The sequence below is a fragment of the Nostoc sp. UIC 10630 genome (assembly GCF_010747425.1).
In the GTDB taxonomy this organism is placed as follows: Bacteria; Cyanobacteriota; Cyanobacteriia; order Cyanobacteriales; family Nostocaceae; genus Nostoc.
On the sequence record NZ_JAAGOG010000097.1, the window covers coordinates 1 to 16,878 of the forward strand.

12 protein-coding genes and 1 pseudogene are annotated in these 16,878 nt (G+C 41.5%); 5 read left to right on the forward strand and 8 right to left on the reverse strand.

All coding sequences use genetic code 11. The annotated features are described in order from the left end of the window. Window positions 1–5,397: translocation/assembly module TamB (locus G1O98_RS21125; RefSeq protein WP_175586789.1), on the forward strand; the 5,397-nt coding region annotated here is incomplete at its 5' end. A 149-nt stretch (window positions 5,398–5,546) separates the two neighbouring features. Here the strand turns inward: G1O98_RS21125 and G1O98_RS39295 are convergent. From G1O98_RS39295 to G1O98_RS21140, 4 genes and pseudogenes are all read right to left on the reverse strand, one after another. Next, window positions 5,547–5,705 carry a hypothetical protein gene (locus G1O98_RS39295; RefSeq protein ID WP_202985809.1) on the reverse strand — a complete coding sequence of 53 codons (159 nt, stop codon included), beginning with the start codon at window positions 5,703–5,705 and terminating at the stop codon, window positions 5,547–5,549. Window positions 5,706–5,716: 11 nt separating this feature from the next. Further along, a pseudogene (locus tag G1O98_RS21130) lies at window positions 5,717–6,226 on the reverse strand (winged helix-turn-helix domain-containing protein); the annotation flags it as partial. A 250-nt stretch (window positions 6,227–6,476) separates the two neighbouring features. Next, entirely contained in the window at window positions 6,477–6,935 is a 459-nt protein-coding gene (locus G1O98_RS21135) for an Hpt domain-containing protein (RefSeq protein ID WP_345940575.1), read from the reverse strand. Between the two features lie 479 nt (window positions 6,936–7,414). Continuing rightward, entirely contained in the window at window positions 7,415–8,344 is a 930-nt protein-coding gene (locus G1O98_RS21140; RefSeq protein ID WP_163931438.1) for a sugar ABC transporter permease, read from the reverse strand. Window positions 8,345–8,470: 126 nt separating this feature from the next. Between G1O98_RS21140 and G1O98_RS21145 the strand changes: the two genes are divergently transcribed. Further along, a complete protein-coding gene (locus G1O98_RS21145; protein ID WP_163931441.1) occupies window positions 8,471–9,133 on the forward strand; it encodes a GIY-YIG nuclease family protein in 663 nt (220 codons plus the stop codon). Window positions 9,134–9,299: 166 nt separating this feature from the next. Here the strand turns inward: G1O98_RS21145 and G1O98_RS21150 are convergent, their stop codons facing one another. Further along, complete coding sequence (locus G1O98_RS21150; RefSeq protein ID WP_163931444.1) at window positions 9,300–10,139, reverse strand: GNAT family N-acetyltransferase; 840 nt, start codon at window positions 10,137–10,139, stop codon at window positions 9,300–9,302. 267 nt (window positions 10,140–10,406) lie between these two features. Here G1O98_RS21150 and G1O98_RS21155 point away from each other — a divergent pair, with 267 nt between their 5' ends. Further along, window positions 10,407–11,084: a DUF1003 domain-containing protein gene (locus G1O98_RS21155; RefSeq protein WP_163931447.1), complete on the forward strand. Its 678-nt coding sequence runs from the start codon at window positions 10,407–10,409 to the stop codon at window positions 11,082–11,084. A 68-nt stretch (window positions 11,085–11,152) separates the two neighbouring features. Here G1O98_RS21155 and G1O98_RS21160 read toward each other — a convergent pair whose 3' ends face one another. After that, complete coding sequence (locus G1O98_RS21160) at window positions 11,153–11,935, reverse strand: ABC transporter ATP-binding protein (RefSeq protein ID WP_163931451.1); 783 nt, start codon at window positions 11,933–11,935, stop codon at window positions 11,153–11,155. Window positions 11,936–12,136: 201 nt separating this feature from the next. Next, window positions 12,137–12,979: a methyltransferase domain-containing protein gene (locus G1O98_RS21165; protein WP_163931454.1), complete on the reverse strand. Its 843-nt coding sequence runs from the start codon at window positions 12,977–12,979 to the stop codon at window positions 12,137–12,139. 238 nt (window positions 12,980–13,217) lie between these two features. Here G1O98_RS21165 and G1O98_RS21170 point away from each other — a divergent pair, with 238 nt between their 5' ends. Together G1O98_RS21170 and G1O98_RS21175 are read left to right on the forward strand one after the other, a co-directional pair. Beyond that, entirely contained in the window at window positions 13,218–14,555 is a 1,338-nt protein-coding gene (locus tag G1O98_RS21170) for a TrkH family potassium uptake protein (protein WP_163931457.1), read from the forward strand. 265 nt (window positions 14,556–14,820) lie between these two features. Next, on the forward strand, window positions 14,821–15,516 hold the full coding sequence (locus G1O98_RS21175) for a TrkA family potassium uptake protein (protein WP_163931462.1): 696 nt from the start codon (window positions 14,821–14,823) through the stop codon (window positions 15,514–15,516). Between the two features lie 139 nt (window positions 15,517–15,655). On the opposite strand, the gene G1O98_RS21180 is transcribed toward G1O98_RS21175, so the two are convergent. After that, window positions 15,656–16,783 (reverse strand): tetratricopeptide repeat protein, encoded by a 1,128-nt coding sequence (locus tag G1O98_RS21180; protein ID WP_228058228.1) that lies wholly within the window; start codon window positions 16,781–16,783, stop codon window positions 15,656–15,658. Between the last annotated feature and the right edge of the window lie 95 nt (window positions 16,784–16,878).

Here is a 16,878-nt window from a genome sequence, read left to right on the forward strand (position 1 = left end):
GCTGGGGGAGTAGGGGAGGGAATATCTTCTGCGTCTACCACCTCTCTAGTAACATTTTCTCAACTTAACGGTTCTGCCCAACTTTTAGCAAACAACCAGTTAATCCGGTTTGAAGTGGGTGGGCAAGCAGATAGTGGTGGCAATATTTCTATTCAGGGAGAGACACGTTCTAAGGTGCTAGCGGGCAACTTTCAGTTGCACGCACAAGATTTGCTGGCTGCGGATATTACTCGGTTGATTAAGTTACCAGTGAACTTACAGGCGGGTCGAACCAATGGCGACTTGTTAATTCGGTTGACACCAGGGCAACAGACTTTATTGTATGGCAATGCGGCTGTGCAAGGGGTAACACTTCAAATACCCAAAGTACCGCAGCTGTTGAGCAATAGCCAAGGAAATCTCCGTTTTCAGGGAACGGAGTTGCAGTTAAACAATGTTACTACCAACTACGGCAAAATTCCTGTAGTGGCTACGGGAATCATCGACACTCAAGCAGGCTTTAAATTGGCAGGGCGTGTAAATGCGGTGAGTTTGGCTAATGCCCAGGATACCCTGAAGGTAAAACTACCTGTGCCAATCGCTGGACAAGTACAAGCAGATTTGCAGATTACCGGATCAACTAAAGAGCCAATTATCTCAGGCACAGTTGCCACAATCCAAACTGCCCGCATTGATAAAGTTGATTTCAATAGCATCAGTAGTAAATTTGAGCTTGTTACTAGTTCTAGTTCCTCTTTAATTACCCTAAAAGATATTCAAGGTAAAGCTAAAGTTGGTGGTGATATCACAGGCGCTGGCACAATTCAACTTGGTAAAACGCCGCGACTGGATTTAAATTTCGCTGCCAAGAATGTTCCAGGGGATGCGATCGCAAAAGTTTATGAAACAACACCTGCGTTCCAAATCGGCAATGTCTCAGCTACAGCCCAATTAACTGGCGCTCCTACCAATGTCCAAACTTTGGTACAGTTTCAAGCCCCTAACGGAACTTATCCTGGAACTGGTGAAGTTGCGATCGCTCCAAATCGCAATGTCTCTTTCCGTAATGTAGCTCTTAATGTCAGTGGTGGTACAGTCCGGGCAACTGGTAGTTATATCGATCAACGTTGGCAAGCTGTGGCTGTTGCCTCTAGGGTAAAATTAGAACCCTTTGTAGACAAAAGTCAACTACAAAATATCTCTTTGGCGGACGCACAATTCAATGGTCGTCTCATCCTCTCAGGCAACACTGCACCATTTAAAATTGCCACAATTCGTACTGATGGTGCAGGAGTCCAAATTGGTGGCGGCACAGTAGCAGTTTCTAATGTCCAATTGCAAGACCAAAGCTTCTCTGCTCAACTTGTAGCTGATGGTGTGCGGTTAGGGCAAATATTGAAACAGTCTCCCCCAGCTTTAAATAATCCTTTGGCGGGTACGTTCCAAATCGCAGGTGACAGAGATAATTTCAGCCTGAAAACGCTCCGTGGCAATGGTGAGGGTAGCCTTGCTATTGGCGGTGGTAAGGTTACAGCTAAAAATATCCAAGTGGCTAATGGTGTGTATCAGGCGCAAGTTCAGGCTAAGAATGTTCCTATACAGAAGTTGGCAAAAGTACCAAAGCAGTTTCAAGGGGCGTTAACTGGTCAGTTCGATGTAGCGGGTTCTGTTGATTCTTTTAAACCGCAGACTATTCAAGCCAGTGGTCAGGCGCGGGTAAATGTTGCGGGTGGAACTATTACGGCCTCTAATATCCAACTAGCTAACGGTGTCTATCAGGCGCAAGTTCAGGCAAATAATGTACCTGTGCGCCAGTTAGCAGCAGTACCACCGCAATTTAGAGGGACGTTAACTGGTCAAGTAAACGTAGCGGGTTCTGTTGAATCCTTCCAACCTAAAGCTATCCAAGCTATGGGTCAGGCGCGAGTAAATGTTGCGGGTGGGACTATTACAGCCTCTAATATCCAAGTGGCTAATGGTCTGTATCAGGCACAAGTTCAGGCAAATAATGTACCTTTGCAGCAGTTGGCAGCAGTACCACCACAGTTACGAGGGACGTTAACTGGTCAAGCAAACGTGGCGGGTTCTGTAGAGTCCTTCCAACCGCAAACTATCCAAGCTAGCGGTCAAGGACGGCTGGATGTTGCAGGTGGAACGATCGCAGCTTCTAATATCCAATTGGCTAATGGTCGCTATCAAGCTGTAGTTAATGCTGACGGCGTGGAGTTAAATCGATTCAATCAGCAATTGCGGGGCCAATTTGGCGGTCAGTTACAATTAGCTGGCACTGTCGGATCATCCAAATTAGCGGATGTGCGTGCTGCTGGACAGGTACAATTATCGCAAGGTATCCCTGGTTTGGAGCAACCCCTGACGGCTGCGATCGCTTGGAGTGGTGAAAGGCTGACCATTGAGCGAGCAACTGCTCCCGGTTTAAGCGTGAGTGGTAACATATTAGCCAATGCTAAAAAAGCAGGTATACCGGAAATTACTGCCTTAAATCTCAACGTCCAAGCGCAGAATTATAACTTAAAACAGTTACCGATCAATTTTCCTAATCAGGTTGCTGTGGCGGGTAGAGTCGATTTTAATGGACAAGTCACTGGTAAGCTGCCCTTGCCAAATGTGGTAGGACAAATTAATTTACGAGACTTAGTTGTTCAAGATATTGCTTTTGAGCCGTTGTTAACTGGAAACATTGATTCAGCCCAGGGACGCGGTTTAAATTTGAACTTGGCGGGTAATCGCGATCGCCTATCTTTTAATTTAGATGCCAATAATCGCCCGAAATCCTTCTTAGTAAAATGGCAGGAAGCATCAGCCACAGGTAATATTCAAGGGAATGACTGGGCGCTAAAAGTTGCAAATTTCCCCTTACAAATATTGAATTTGACTCCGCCACCAATTACTCGATTAGGCGCTGGTAAGATAGCTGGGTTGTTAACTGGGGATTTGCTGTTTAATCAGCAGACATTGGCAACAACGGGGAATTTAGCGATCGCTAATCCGCAAATTGGCTGGCTTCGCGGCGATCAAATAGCTGCTCAATTCCGCTACAGTGATGGGAAAGGCACACTTACCAACAGCGAATTTGTCAAAGGTAAAAGTAACTACGCTCTTGTCGGTACGTTTGCCCAAAGCTCTAAAGGGCCTCAACTACAAGGTAAACTCAACGTCAGCCAAGGAGAGATCCAAGATGTTGTAGCTTTAACACAGATATTTGATTTACAAAATTTACCAGGTGGTTCAGCAGCAATCTACGGCACAGCAGAGGATCTAGCCACTACCCCCCAAGGAGTACCAAATCAACCCTTATTAACCCAAATCCAACGGTTTTCTGAAATTGAAACTTTGGTAGCAGAACAGCAAGAACAGCGACTTAACTCCACTCCAATACCAGATTTGGCAGACTTAAAGGGGACTTTCAACGGGGAAGTTGCTTTCAATACAGCTACAGCCAATGGATTATCAGTGGATTTTAATTTGAATGGACAAAACTTTGCTTGGGGTAAAAAGGAAGAACGAAATCGCTATTATACTGCTGATAAAGTGATTGCCGAAGGCAACTTTGAAAACGGTGTTTTGAGTTTGCGACCTTTACGAATCGAATCTCAAAACAGGTTGATTGCCTTTACGGGTAACGTTGGCGGTGATGAACAATCTGGTCAGTTACGGGTGAATAATTTTCCGGTGCAACTACTGAATAATTTTGTAAAACTGCCAGTTGGAATTACAGGTAATCTTAATGGTACAGCAGCTTTAGCAGGTAGCATTGCTAATCCCCAAGCTAGAGGGGAATTGCAAATCACAGAAGGATTATTGAATCAAAAAGCAATAGAATCAGCAAGGGCAAGTTTCAGCTATGCCAACGGACGCTTAAACTTTGGTAGTACTGTAGCAGTTGCAGGGCCAAAACCTGTTGATATTACTGGCAGTATCCCTTATAAATTGCCTTTTGCTTCGGTAGCACCAGACAGTGAGCAAATCAGTTTGGATGTGAAATTAGAAAACGAGGGATTGGGACTGTTAAACGCATTGACGAATCAAGTGGTTTTTGAAAAAGGTGAAGGAGAAGTAGACCTTAAAGTACGCGGAACATTGCAAAAACCCCAAGTAGATGGAATTGCTACTGTTAATAATGCTACTTTTTCAGCCCAGGCATTGCCAGGTAAGCTGAGGCGTGTCACAGGTAAAGTGCTGTTTAATTTTGACAGTATCTTAGTAGAAAATCTTCAGGGTAGATTTAGCCGTGGGAAGGTAGAGGCTGCTGGAGAAATTCCCATTTTCAACAATCAGAACGTGAGTATCACCAATCCCCTAACCGTTAATCTCGATCAGCTGGCATTGAATCTCAAGGGACTTTACCAAGGAGGTGCTAGCGGCAATTTGCAGATTACTGGTTCTGCCCTTAACCCAGCGATTGGCGGTAAAGTAAGTTTATTTGACGGTCAGGTATTGCTGGCAGAATCTACCGATGCGACTTCATCTGCAAATAGTAGTCTCGGTGTATCACCCACAAAAGATAATAAGCAGAGTAAAGCGGAAATTGGGAATGGCAAGGGAAATGCGTTGGCTCAAGGCTTGCCGTCAGGTATCGCTAGATTTAATAATCTAGATTTAGAACTCGGTAAAAATGTCCAAATTACCCGTCCCCCTATTCTCAACTTCCGCGCCACTGGTAATCTCATCGTTAACGGCTCAATTAATCAGCCCGTACCCAATGGTACTATCCAGTTAGAACAAGGAGGGGTGAATTTATTTACTACCCAATTTAATCTTGCTCGTGGCTATAAACACACCGCAACTTTTAGTCCCTCTGAACCCCGCGACCCCAACTTAGATATTCGCCTATTTGCCAAAGTACTGGACGTAACTCAAAGTAATGATTTTGGTAAAGTAAATTCCACAGGTTTATCAGCCTTAGAGAGTGTTCGAGTCGAAGCCACTATCAACGGTCTAGCCAGCAAACTCAATGAAAATTTAGAATTAACAAGTAGTCCGTCACGTAGTCAAACCGAAATTGTTGCTCTTTTAGGAGGTGGATTTGTAGACACCCAAGGACGTGGTGACAGTACTTTGGGACTGATTAACATTGCAGGTTCGGCTGTGTTCAATAATTTTCAGTCTGCTTTTAACCAGATTGGGAGTACCTTTGGTTTAAGTGAACTGCGGATATTCCCTACCGTTATTTCTGAGAATCCCGAAGCCGGAAGGAGCAGTTCAACTTTGGAATTAGCGGCCGAGGCTGGGGTCGATATTTCTACTAAAATATCTGTTTCCAGTATTAAGATTTTGACAACAAATGATCCCTTCCAATGGGGTGTTAATTACCGGATAAACGATGAATTTCGTGTGCGTGCTTCCACTAATTTAACTGATGATAGTCGTGCAGTAGTGGAATATCAAACCCGGTTTTAAATTATGTATTTTATCATGCAGACTTACTTGTCATTACAATTCATTTCGGAAACTAATTAATCCTTATCTGGCTTTTTTATCACTTTTTCAGCAAGCCCTAATTGGATAATACGATCATCGTCATATCGTGTCCGGTTAATTAGTTACGATTAAACTCCAACTTGAATCCACCAATGAAAACCAGTTAGCCCGCGAATTAAATCTTGCTGGTGTAGTAACGATTGACAACGATGATAAACAAGATCCTCTAAATCATTGAGTGTTTCAAAAGTTCGATTAGCAATTGGTTCATCAATTACAGTCCACAACCTTTCTGCGATTTTTTTTTCCAGGCTTCTTGCTCAAAATAATCACTTTTTGTGTGACATGGCCGAGGAACTCTCAGTCTAAAAGTCATCTGCCGCAGTATCTCCCATCCCCTCTGTCTACTGATATGAGTCCCTGTCACTTCACTTAACCAATCTGCCACTTTCCTGCCATTCCATAATCCTCCATCTGGTGCTTTTTCTTGTAACGCCTGCCATAACTGTGCTTGCTGGATATCATCTACTAGGGGCTGTTTACCTTGGTTTGAGTCTCTGCGTAGGCGAAGCCCGCCGAAGGCATCGCCTAAACCTTCCACCCCTAATTCGTTGTATCTTTTGACCAATGCGTATATCCATGTTCTGCTGTAGCCAGTTATTTCCTCCACTTCTTCTGTTTTTTTCCCTTGAGCAACTAACCAAATGATTTGATACTGACGGCTTTCTACCCCATCACTAGCTTGACGGTAACGTTGTTCTAACTCTTCAATACTTAGATGTGTAGCTACACCAATTCGTTTCGGCATTACTCATCCTTGCACTCACTACTTTTTATCGTAAGTGATTAAACGGACATGATATCAATTACTAAAATTTTTGCTTGGGAATTAGATATTTAAGCCATGTTTTATAGAGATTAATGGTCTGCTAACCTAACTTGATTTCCCGTAGGGGCAATTCATGTAGATAGAAAGTGTCTTCTACTCTACGAGTTCTCCAACGGAGTACCCGCAGGGTATTGTCCCTATATTTCGTACTTGCTGCGTAAGTCCTACTTTAAGAAGAATAAAAGCTTTGAAGAGCCGTAATGACATTTTTATATTCACTCTCTAGATGATTAATCAGCTCAGAGATTTGATCTAATGATTGAGTTATAGCAGCATTTTCTAAGGTTTCACAGATATTTCCCAGCTTAACAGCACCAATACTAACACTGGGCGATCGCAAAGCATGAGCTGCTTTTTGCAACTTTGATCGGTCTTCAGCAGCAATAGCCTCTTTAATTGTCTGTATTCTAATAGGAGTATCTTCTAAGTAAATTTGGATCAGTTCAGCAACTAGCTGCTCACCATCACTGCCTCCCATGTTTTGTAATTCTTGCAGAAAACGTTGGTCAATTGCCTCTTGTAGATCGGAATTTGAGGATTTGGAGAGTAATGCAGATTCAGATAAATCAATCAGATCGGGAGACTCTAAATCTTGACATTGCTGAATATCAAACTTTTTCAGAACCACTTCGAGCGCCTCAATACGAATCGGCTTACTAATATGTGCAGCCTTTTGTTTAGAACAGCTTTTCTTCTCTCCCTGCCTCAACCAAAAAATTCCTTAACCGAACGGTATTGGGGTGTAGACCATTGCGCTCTAAACAAGTATTTTACTCAAGTCAAATCCAGTATGGATTTCGCACCTTTTATCCTCAATTTGGTAGAAAATCTCAATTAGTCTTGATGCACGTCGTTATGTACGTTTAATAGACTGTTCAGATGGCAATTCAATAAGTATATTATGTCACTTTATTTTTCCGCCACTATAATATTTATACTGGAATTACTAAGATTCCGCACATACCTACAAAGGTAATTCAAGTCTGCCAACGTTTCGTAATTGAGCGCTGCACAATGCTTGTAGTCAATTCATTGTCCTCAAGCACTGATAACAAATAATGTAAATTTTTATATCAATTTTCAATATTTATGGAATGAAGTAAATATTCAGATTGTGATATTATCTCCACCCTCTTGATTGATAACTAATCGCAAAATTGATAACCCTAAAATTATCAAAAATAGCACTAAACCAATTGTGCAAGCGTAGCTGATTTCTAAGTTACTAAAAGCTTGCTCATATAGGTAATAAACAATCGTTTTTGAGCTACTGAGTGGGCCCCCTTGGGTCATAATGTATACTTCTTCAAAAACTTTGGTTGCAGAAATAGCTGAAATCACCGCTACTAATGCTAAATATGGCTTCATCAAAGGTATGGTAATATCCCAATGTTTGCTGATACCATCGGAACCATCGATCGCAGCAGCTTCGTATACATCAGCAGGAATTGATTGCAACCCCGCTAAATAAATCACCATATAGTAGCCTAGTCCCTTCCACACGGTGACAGCCATAACGCTGGCAAGAGAAATTGGTATAATACCAAAAATTTTCGCTGGGCTAGTTAGCCAAGGAATACCTTCTGGAAAAAGCCCCAAAGTTTTTAAGAACTGATTCAGTAATCCGTTTTCTGCATACAGCCATTTCCAAGCTATTCCTGCAACCACCATTGAAATTACTACTGGGGTGTAGTAGGCTGCTCTAAACCAATTCATCCCCCGCAGTTTCTGATTTACCAAAATTGCCAGCAATAAGGGAGCAATTACTAAAATTGGGACTACGCCCACAAGATATAAAAAAGTATTTTCTAAGGTTTTCCAAAAAACTGCATCCTTCCAAAGTTTAAGAAAGTTGGCTAAACCTATCCATTGTGGCGGCTGGGCGATATCTTCATAGCTAGTAAAGCTGAGGTAAAACGCTTGCAGCGCAGGCAAAAAGACTGTTAACCCCAAAAGAACCAAGGCGGGTAGTAAAAATAAATAGGGGGTAAGTCGCTGTTTGATGAATATCCAATTTTTAGGTGTCAATTGATTCATATAAGGTCTAATAGTTGTTTTCGCTTTGTCAGCAAGAATTTGGGCATGTGAGTAGATTTAAGCTTCAATATTCTAAAGGCATATATTTGCTTGCGTCGCTAATTAATAACTCAGAGATCAACTACGATGGAAACCCAGCACAACCCGCCAATTGAACATCAAAATGTCCCCATAAACCACCGTGGGCTACATGAATTTTTGTATAGTTCCGATGACGAACACACTGCCATTGAGGTGAGTATAACCCCTGAGCTGGCAAACAATGGTACTGAAATTATTGGCCTTGAGACTTGGAGTGCATCTGCTCAGAACGCTAAAATTGCTGGTGTTTACTCAGTATTAGATGCAGAACGCCGCGTGCAGTACATTGGCTATTCTCGGAATGTGTTGCTTTCCTTAAATAGTCATATCACCCAAAATGGTCAGGAAAAGTGTGCTTTTGTGCGTGTCCAAGCATTCAAATTCCCCAAGCGTCAAGATATGGAAGACTTGCGAGATGCGTGGATAGCAGAACTCGAAACAACACCACCTGGTAATGCGTCCGAAAGCGAAATGTGGGCTAGTACAGTAGGCGAAGCTGCAAAGGCGGTAATGTCAGAGGTGGAACGTCAAGCCTACGAAGAGAAAAAGCTAAAGCTGCGGAAAGCAATGGCTGACACAACCCTTTCTAAAGAGTCAGAAACAATAGATGCGAGTATAGCCGAACGTCAGCGTCAACTTGAAGCTGCTGTAACAAATGATGACTGGAGTGTAATTATCGACGCACAGACTCAAGAAACCAAATCTTAGAATGAGTGTTCAGTCCTCTCGATATTTCCCCACTTGGATAGCCTATTATTTTTTAAATAGGGTTTGAGATGCGCTTACTCTGGTGTTTTAGGAGATGGAGGTGCGATCGCAGTTTACATATCCTGCCATAGAAAGTAATTTAATTGGAGCGATCGCTTTATTATGTTTACTCCTTTGAGGTGAATGAGTATTCGTGCCAATCGCTTAGGGGGCGATACCCAATCGCTTGATAAATATGATTGGCTGTAGGATTGGCTAAATCTGCTATGAGGAAACAATGGCGGCATCCCTGGTCTAGCAGTTTTTGGCTTAACGCTGCGACACAGGCAGTAGCATATCCTTTGCGACGATACTTTGGTGGTGTATAAGCTAAATTGATCCGACCAATTGTAGGTAACACTTGTTTACTAGACGCAATTGAAACTGGAGTGCTATCAACCCAAAAATAAGTATTCTGCTGTTTCAACCGATTATCTACCTGGTGTTCGACATCTTCGCTCACTGCCTCATCTATCTCAGAGAAAAATGCAGAAAGCCACTCGAGCAAAAGAGAGCGATCGCTTTCAGTTGCCAGTCTGAGATATCCTCTGGTCGTTGAGACTCTTTGCACTGCCGTTAATTGGTAAATTTTCATTACCATCGACCGTTGATAGAATTGTCCTGTCAGCGTTTGCCAAGTTTGCGAGAATATTTCTGCTTCAGTTGCCAGTCCCATGCTTCCTGGCAGTTTTTCTTGACGCAAATCTTGAGCAATCAACCGCAGAGCATCAATATTCTGGGCTTTGGATAGGATCAATTTTCTGGGTGGGGTGCGGATGGCAACAGCCAGAATCTCGCCACTTGTTTGGACAATTGCTAAATAAGGCTTACCCAGATAATGTTCTGGGTTATGCAACAAGGTATGCAAGATATTGAGCAATACATTATTTTCTACCTGATGCTGAAGTAAGTAAGCCTGAGTGCAGTCCCAAAATTCCTGAATGTTGTCAAATTTATGTAGTTGCATGATTTGCCTGACTCACGAACCAAGTAAAGAGTTGTGCTATCTAGAACCTTCTATATTTATTATGTAGTATTTCAACATTCATTGTTACTACATAGGCTGGAATGCGATCGCTGCCTCCACACCTAAATATCTGAAGGTAGTTTTCTGTTTACCATCACTTTTTTCTATCGTTTTGAAAAATAACAATATTTGCTCCTATCGTTTAACCAGCGTAGATTAAAAGTCATCAGGATAAACACAGACAGAAATAACGCCAAGAGGTGCAACATGAATCCATTCAAAAAAGTATCGTCTAAGAATGTTGATGCCAAAGTAGTTCAAAAACCTCAAATTGTGGAGATACAACCAGCAGTCCAAAACACTTCCACTCAAGAACTGACTCGCGGACAACGCCTTGCTGATAAATTTGCAGCGCAAGTGGGTTCTTGGGGATTTCTCATTGGGCAAAGCACCGTTTTAGCCGGATGGGTTGGTATCAACTTAATGCCTGGGGTTCCCCACTGGGATGAATCACCGTTCATGATGCTTAATTTAGTGTTTTCATTTGCCTCAGCCTACACAGCACCCATCGTCTTGATGAGTCAAAATCGCCAGTCTGATACTGATCGGAAAAACTCCGAAATTGATCATCAGGTGAATTTAAGGGCTGGACAAAATATTGAACTTCTCCATGAAAAATTGGATGACTTACATACTCAGCAACTAAACGAACTAACCCAAATTGTCAAAGAACAGCAGCGAGTTCTTCATGAGCTTAAAGTAAGTCTAGTGAATGAATCTAAAGAGGTTAAAGAGATTAAAGAGTTTAAAGTGAGTGTATTGCCAGGAATATATGTCCAAAATGGCGCTCAATTACCCAAGCAAGTTATTGTTAATAAAGCTTTCAATTTTGACCAACCAATTGGTGACAATAACAAAGTTATTGATAAGTTAATCCGTCGATAAATATTTCAGATAAAGAAGGCATTTTTCAAGGGTACATTTGGCTGACTTGCATCAGAAAAGTAATTGAGTCATGACGACACAGCAGAAATTGCACAAACTTGTAAACCCACAGGTGTGTGAATAATTACAGATTCCACACCAAATACTTGAGCGATCGCACTTGGTGTCAGAACTTCTTCAGGTTTGCCAACTTCCCAAAGATGACCTTGTTTTAATAAAGCAATGCGAGAACTATATCGTGCCGCTAGATTCAGTTCGTGTAGAACGGTAACAATAGTTAATTCTTGCTGTTGATTCAGATTTTTTAGTAGTTCTAATAATTGTAATTGATAGTTGATATCTAAAAAAGTTGTAGGTTCATCTAATAGTAAAACTTTTGGTTCTTGCGCTAGTGCTAAAGCTAAAAAAGCGCGTTGCTTTTCACCACCGGAAAGTTCTTCAACTAAGCGATCGCTCAATTCTTCTAGTTGCGTCTTTTTAATTGCAGCTTCTACTTTTATCCAATCTTGGGTGTTTAACTCCCATTGCCACCAAGATTGATGTGGCGTGCGTCCTAAACTTACTAATTGTCGCACTGTTAAGCCTACGGGAACGGTTTGTTGTTGCGGTAATAATGCGAGTTTCTGGGCAACCAAATTTGGGGGTTGAGAGTGAATTGCTTTGCCATCAAGTAGAACTGTTCCTTGCTGTGGGGAAAGAATACGACTCAGCAATTTTAATAAAGTAGATTTACCTGAACCATTAGCACCAACTAAACTCAACCATTCTCCTGTTTGTAGAGTGAGGTTAATGTCTTGAACAATTGGTACTGTGGTGTAACCGCCTGTGAGGTTTTGCAGTTCGAGTGGCATTTCAGCAATTTAACAATAAGAAACTTAATTTTAGAAGGTTTCCCCGATATCTGCATGAGAATTTACAAGATTTGCGATCGCTAAACTTTCTGAATCATACCTGCTGCGATCGCTCTAAATCTTGTATTAAGTATAAGAATGTATCACTAGGAACATCTACTTCAATGCTCCTAGATTACATCTTTTTGCTGAAGTGGAATTCTACTTATTGCCGCACAATAAGCCAAATCGAATTAACCCACGCTCATAACCGCGACGCATTAATCCCAGTGATAATGCCCCTTGGATGGTAGTCCAACCAGCATTTAGTAAACCCCAAAGCGCTTGGGGAGTGAATGCAGAATCAATTACCACATTCCAAAAGGGGGCGACAGCAGTTGACCAATCAGTAGTGCGAATATTATGTAATGGTAGCTGGTGTGCGATCGCTTCATACTCTGGCAAAGAAATCACATAAGGCAAGCAATAAACTCGATAAATATCCTGCAAATGCTTTTCCTCATCAGGCGTTAGTGGGGATTCATCAGTTGGTCGATGACACCAAGTCACCATAATTAACTTACCGCCAGGCTTCAATACTCGATAGCACTCTTGGAGAAACTTGGTTTTATCTGGCATGTGTTCACCGCTTTCTAGCGACCAAACCAAGTCAAAAGAATCGTCAGCAAAGGGCATTGCTTGAGCATTTGCGACTTGGAATTGTGTTCTTAGGCTCAAATTAGCCTCCATTGCGCGTTCCGTTGCTCTCGCGGCTTGTACAGGACTCAGTGTAATCCCTGTAGCCTTAGCATTAAACTTTTGTGCGAGGTATAAAGAACTGCCGCCAATGCCACAACCCACATCTAGGATATTGTCAGCTGCTTGTACCCCTGCCCAATTCAGCAGTTCTTCGATTAAATCAATTTGAGCCTGACGACGGTCTTTTTTCTGGGTACCATCAGCACCGTAATAGCCGTGGTGCATGTGTTCGCCCCAAATCTGTTCCCACAGACCGGAGGAAGCATCGTAAAATTGCTGAATTTGCTGGTAAAGTGTTGCGCTCATGAAAAAAGCTGTGTTAAGACAAAGCCGAATTAAAAAAACATACACATTAGGCTACCATGTGTGTTTTTAATTAAAATAGGGTCTTTTGGTTTGCAGGGATAATAAACTCTGCTTTCTCTTCTCTGGAAAATTTTACTGATTTTACCTTAGTAAGCTGCCTTCGCTGTCGTTTGCATACCGGATGTTTCCGGGATGCCTAGCATGATTGAGTTTTTTAATTTGAAATTTTCAATTAATTATGACTGTTGCTCGCACAATTTGTTTGGGTTTTCTAACTGTCATCACTGTAGGTACTATTCTGTTGATGATGCCTTTCTCGACTAGCAATGGTACGTGGAATGACCTGATTGTGGCATTATTCACCTCGACATCCGCAGTTTGTGTCACAGGTTTATCAGTAGTTGATCCTGGTACTTATTTTTCCTTTTGGGGCCAGTTGTTTATTACGCTATTAGTTCAGATTGGCGGTTTGGGCTACATGACAACTACCACGTTTCTGATTTTGCTCATTGGTCGTAGGTTTGATATGCGGCAAAAAATAGCGATTCAACAAGCTTTAGACCGACCGGGGATGAGTGGTAGCGCCCAAGTTATCCGTTCAATTATTGCCACCACTTTAATTTTTGAAATTACAGGTATATTTTTACTTCTACCAGCTTTTGTTCCTGAGTATGGATGGAGTAAGGGACTTTGGTTAGCAATTTTTCATAGTATTAATGCTTGGAATAATGCTGGTTTTAGTTTATTTAAAGATAACTTAATTGGTTATCAGTCATCCTTTTTAGTAGTCTTCACCATTACAATACTAATTATATTTGGGGGAATTGGGTATCAAGTAATTTTGGAAATGTACTTTTGGTTCCGCGATCACATTTTCAAAAAATCTATTAAAACCCAAAGATTTTCTCTCGACTTTAAAGTTGCAACCAGTACAACCTTGATATTATTATTACTAGGGCTAGTTGCTTTTTTCTGTATAGAGATCAGAAACCCTGAAACATTTGGCGATCTAAGTTTACGTGACCAGATATTAGTAGCTTGGTTTCAATCTGTTACTCCCAGAACTGCTGGTTTTAATACCATCGATATTGGCAAAATGACCACAGCTGGTCTATTTATTACGATTGCGCTGATGTTTATTGGTGCAAGTCCAGGTGGTACTGGAGGAGGACTGAAAACAACAACCTTGAGAGTCTTAACCAGTTGCACTAAAGCTATTCTCCAGGGGAAAGAAGAAGTTTTATTGTACGATCGCAAAATAGCAATATCTTTAATTTTGAAAGCTGTGGGTGTGTTGGTGGGTTCAATAGCAACCGTGATTTTAGCTACGATTTTAATCAGCCTCACAGATCCAAAATTAGATTTTATTCAAATTTTGTTTGAAGTGGTATCAGCCTTCGCCACTGTAGGGCTTTCTACAGGCATTACAGCAAGTATTTCTACAGCAGCAAAGCTCATCTTAATTGTGACGATGTACGTTGGACGAGTAGGTATTTTACTTTTGATGTCTGCTGTACTAGGAGATCCACGCCCTACCAGAATTCACTATCCTGAAGAAAATTTACTCGTAGGATAATACAGCAGATTGCAACAGGCATGAGGTAGAGATAATCGTAGGGGCACAACATGTTGTGCCCCTACCCATGTACTTCATTTACCTGAAATATGCTGTAAGTAGGGCAGATGAGGGAGAATAATAATTGCTAACTCCTAACTCCTAACTTATAACTACTGACCAAACTGATAAAATATACATTGAAGGCAAAAAATAAAATTTTTAATTCAAGCTGTATGAGCGTTTTTTGCCCTAAATACAGGGAGCCATAATAAGGATAACAAAGGTGAATCTGTCATCATTAAGTTTTTTTCGCAGTTTACGTAAAGATAATCAGCAATTTGCTGTAATTGGGTTAGGTCGCTTTGGTAGGTCTGTCTGTTTTACACTGCACAATTTTGGCTATCAAGTGCTAGCAACAGATATTGATGAAAAACGAGTTTCAGAAGCATTAACTGAGGGAATAGTTGATCATGCCTTGCAACTAGACTCTACAGAACCAGCCGCACTCAAAGAAGCTGGAATTTTTGAATTTGATACTGTAATTGTAGCGATTGGCAACTACGTTCAGGAAAGCATTATAACCACTCTAAATGTGAAAGAGGCTGGTGTACCCCACGTAGTTGCCAAAGCTTCTAGTGAAGTTCATAGTAAACTGTTGCGGCGAGTCGGAGCAGATCATGTTGTTTTTCCTGAATATGAAGCGGGCTGTGCCTTAGCACGTACACTTACCAAACCAGCAATCTTAGATCGGTTTGACCTAGACCCAGATAACAGTATTGTAGAGTTGATTGTGCCTGATGAATTTCACGACAAAACAATCACTGAGCTTCAACTTCGTAACCGCTACGGTTTAAATTTGCTAGCAGTGAGCCAGGATGGTAAATTTATTATTAATCCTGACCCCACTAAGCGTTTAGAGCGTGGTTCAGCAATGGTTGTTATTGGTTGCAATAAAGATATCAATCGTTTGCCGATTTAAAAAATTTATAAGTCATTCAATTTTAGATTTAAGATTTTTCCTTCAATCCAAGTTGCACTGTAAGCACACCAAAATTACTACTCAAAATCTAAAATTGGCAGAGTTAGAAGTTATTAATTTATTTCTAACTCTGATTTTTTTATTGTCCGGAACTCGTTGAAGTAGATTGTTGTTCAACTGAGACAGGGTTTTCTAGTTGATTTGACGTTTGTGGCTCAGGTGTTTGTATTACATTACTTGTGTTGTCTGAAGCCTCAGAAGGAGTAGCTGTTTGACTGGCTTGAGGCTGTTGTGGCTGAATTTTCTGGGCAATTTGTTGCATTAGTTGTTCTATTTTCTGAGCTTGCTCAATGTTCCCTCGCTCACGATACTCAGTATGGGCACGTTTCAAAACTCCATTAGCTTTCTTGATGTCGCCTTGATTATATAAAGTGACTCCCAAATTATAGTAAGCTGAGGCGTTTTTAGGATTTAGGCGAATAGCTTGCCGATAAACAGAAATAGCCTCAGAAGCTTGGCCTTGGATTGCTAGTAAATTTGCCATGTTGTTATAAGCTGTGGCATTTTGAGGATCTACTTGCAAGGCTTGACGATAAGTTGCGATCGCTTGCTCTGTTTGACCTTGTTGTTGCAAGGCGATCGCTAAGTTAAAATAAGCGTTGGCATTGCTGCTATCTAAATTAATTGCTTGCTGGTATGTTGCGATCGCTTCCGGTAGCTGTCCTTGTTCATACAGAACCAATCCCAGATTATACAGCGCTGCTACCTTTGTGGGATCTATCACCAGGCTTTGACGATAAGCCGTAATCGCAGCATCTTTTTGTCCCTGACGATGCAGCACTAACCCTAAGTTGTAATAAGCTTCACTAAAATTAGGATTAATCCTAATCGCCTCTGTATATTCTTGTAAAGCTACATCTAGGCGATTTTGCTCCATGAATATATTACCCAGATAATTTAGCGCAGCCCCAAGGCTAGGATCTCGCTGCAACGCCTGACGAAAGGCATATTCTGCACCCTGTAAGTCTTTGCGGTTATAGCGCGTGACTCCCTGTTGGAAAAAGCTAGCTGCTTCAAGATCCTGAGAAATTGCGGTTTCTGCTAGCAGCTTGCTTCCTGGAAAATTAGTAATTGTTGGTGCAGCTAAGACCAAAAACGCAGAGAAAGCAAACAGAAGTCTGAACAGGGGCTTTTTCTGAACAGAGTTTTGGTGAAATAAGAAGTGTAACCAGGGCTGAGTTTGACTTTTTCTAGACAGGAGTGACATAGATGTACTTATGCTCATATCTTTATAAGTCAGAGTACCCACCACAGCATGAAAAATTGCAAATCAAAAAATTAAGAATTTCTCACTTTGGGAGC

What these genes read in the sequence shown, in the direction of transcription:
- G1O98_RS21180 (WP_228058228.1), bottom strand. Translation starts at nt 16,783, where the DNA reads ATGTCACTCCTGTCTAGAAAAAGTCAAACTCAGCCCTGGTTACACTTC.
- G1O98_RS21140 (WP_163931438.1), bottom strand. Translation starts at nt 8,344, where the DNA reads ATGAATCAATTGACACCTAAAAATTGGATATTCATCAAACAGCGACTT.
- G1O98_RS21155 (WP_163931447.1), top strand. Translation starts at nt 10,407, where the DNA reads ATGAATCCATTCAAAAAAGTATCGTCTAAGAATGTTGATGCCAAAGTA.
- G1O98_RS21160 (WP_163931451.1), bottom strand. Translation starts at nt 11,935, where the DNA reads ATGCCACTCGAACTGCAAAACCTCACAGGCGGTTACACCACAGTACCA.
- G1O98_RS21165 (WP_163931454.1), bottom strand. Translation starts at nt 12,979, where the DNA reads ATGAGCGCAACACTTTACCAGCAAATTCAGCAATTTTACGATGCTTCC.
- G1O98_RS21170 (WP_163931457.1), top strand. Translation starts at nt 13,218, where the DNA reads ATGACTGTTGCTCGCACAATTTGTTTGGGTTTTCTAACTGTCATCACT.
- G1O98_RS21145 (WP_163931441.1), top strand. Translation starts at nt 8,471, where the DNA reads ATGGAAACCCAGCACAACCCGCCAATTGAACATCAAAATGTCCCCATA.
- G1O98_RS21150 (WP_163931444.1), bottom strand. Translation starts at nt 10,139, where the DNA reads ATGCAACTACATAAATTTGACAACATTCAGGAATTTTGGGACTGCACT.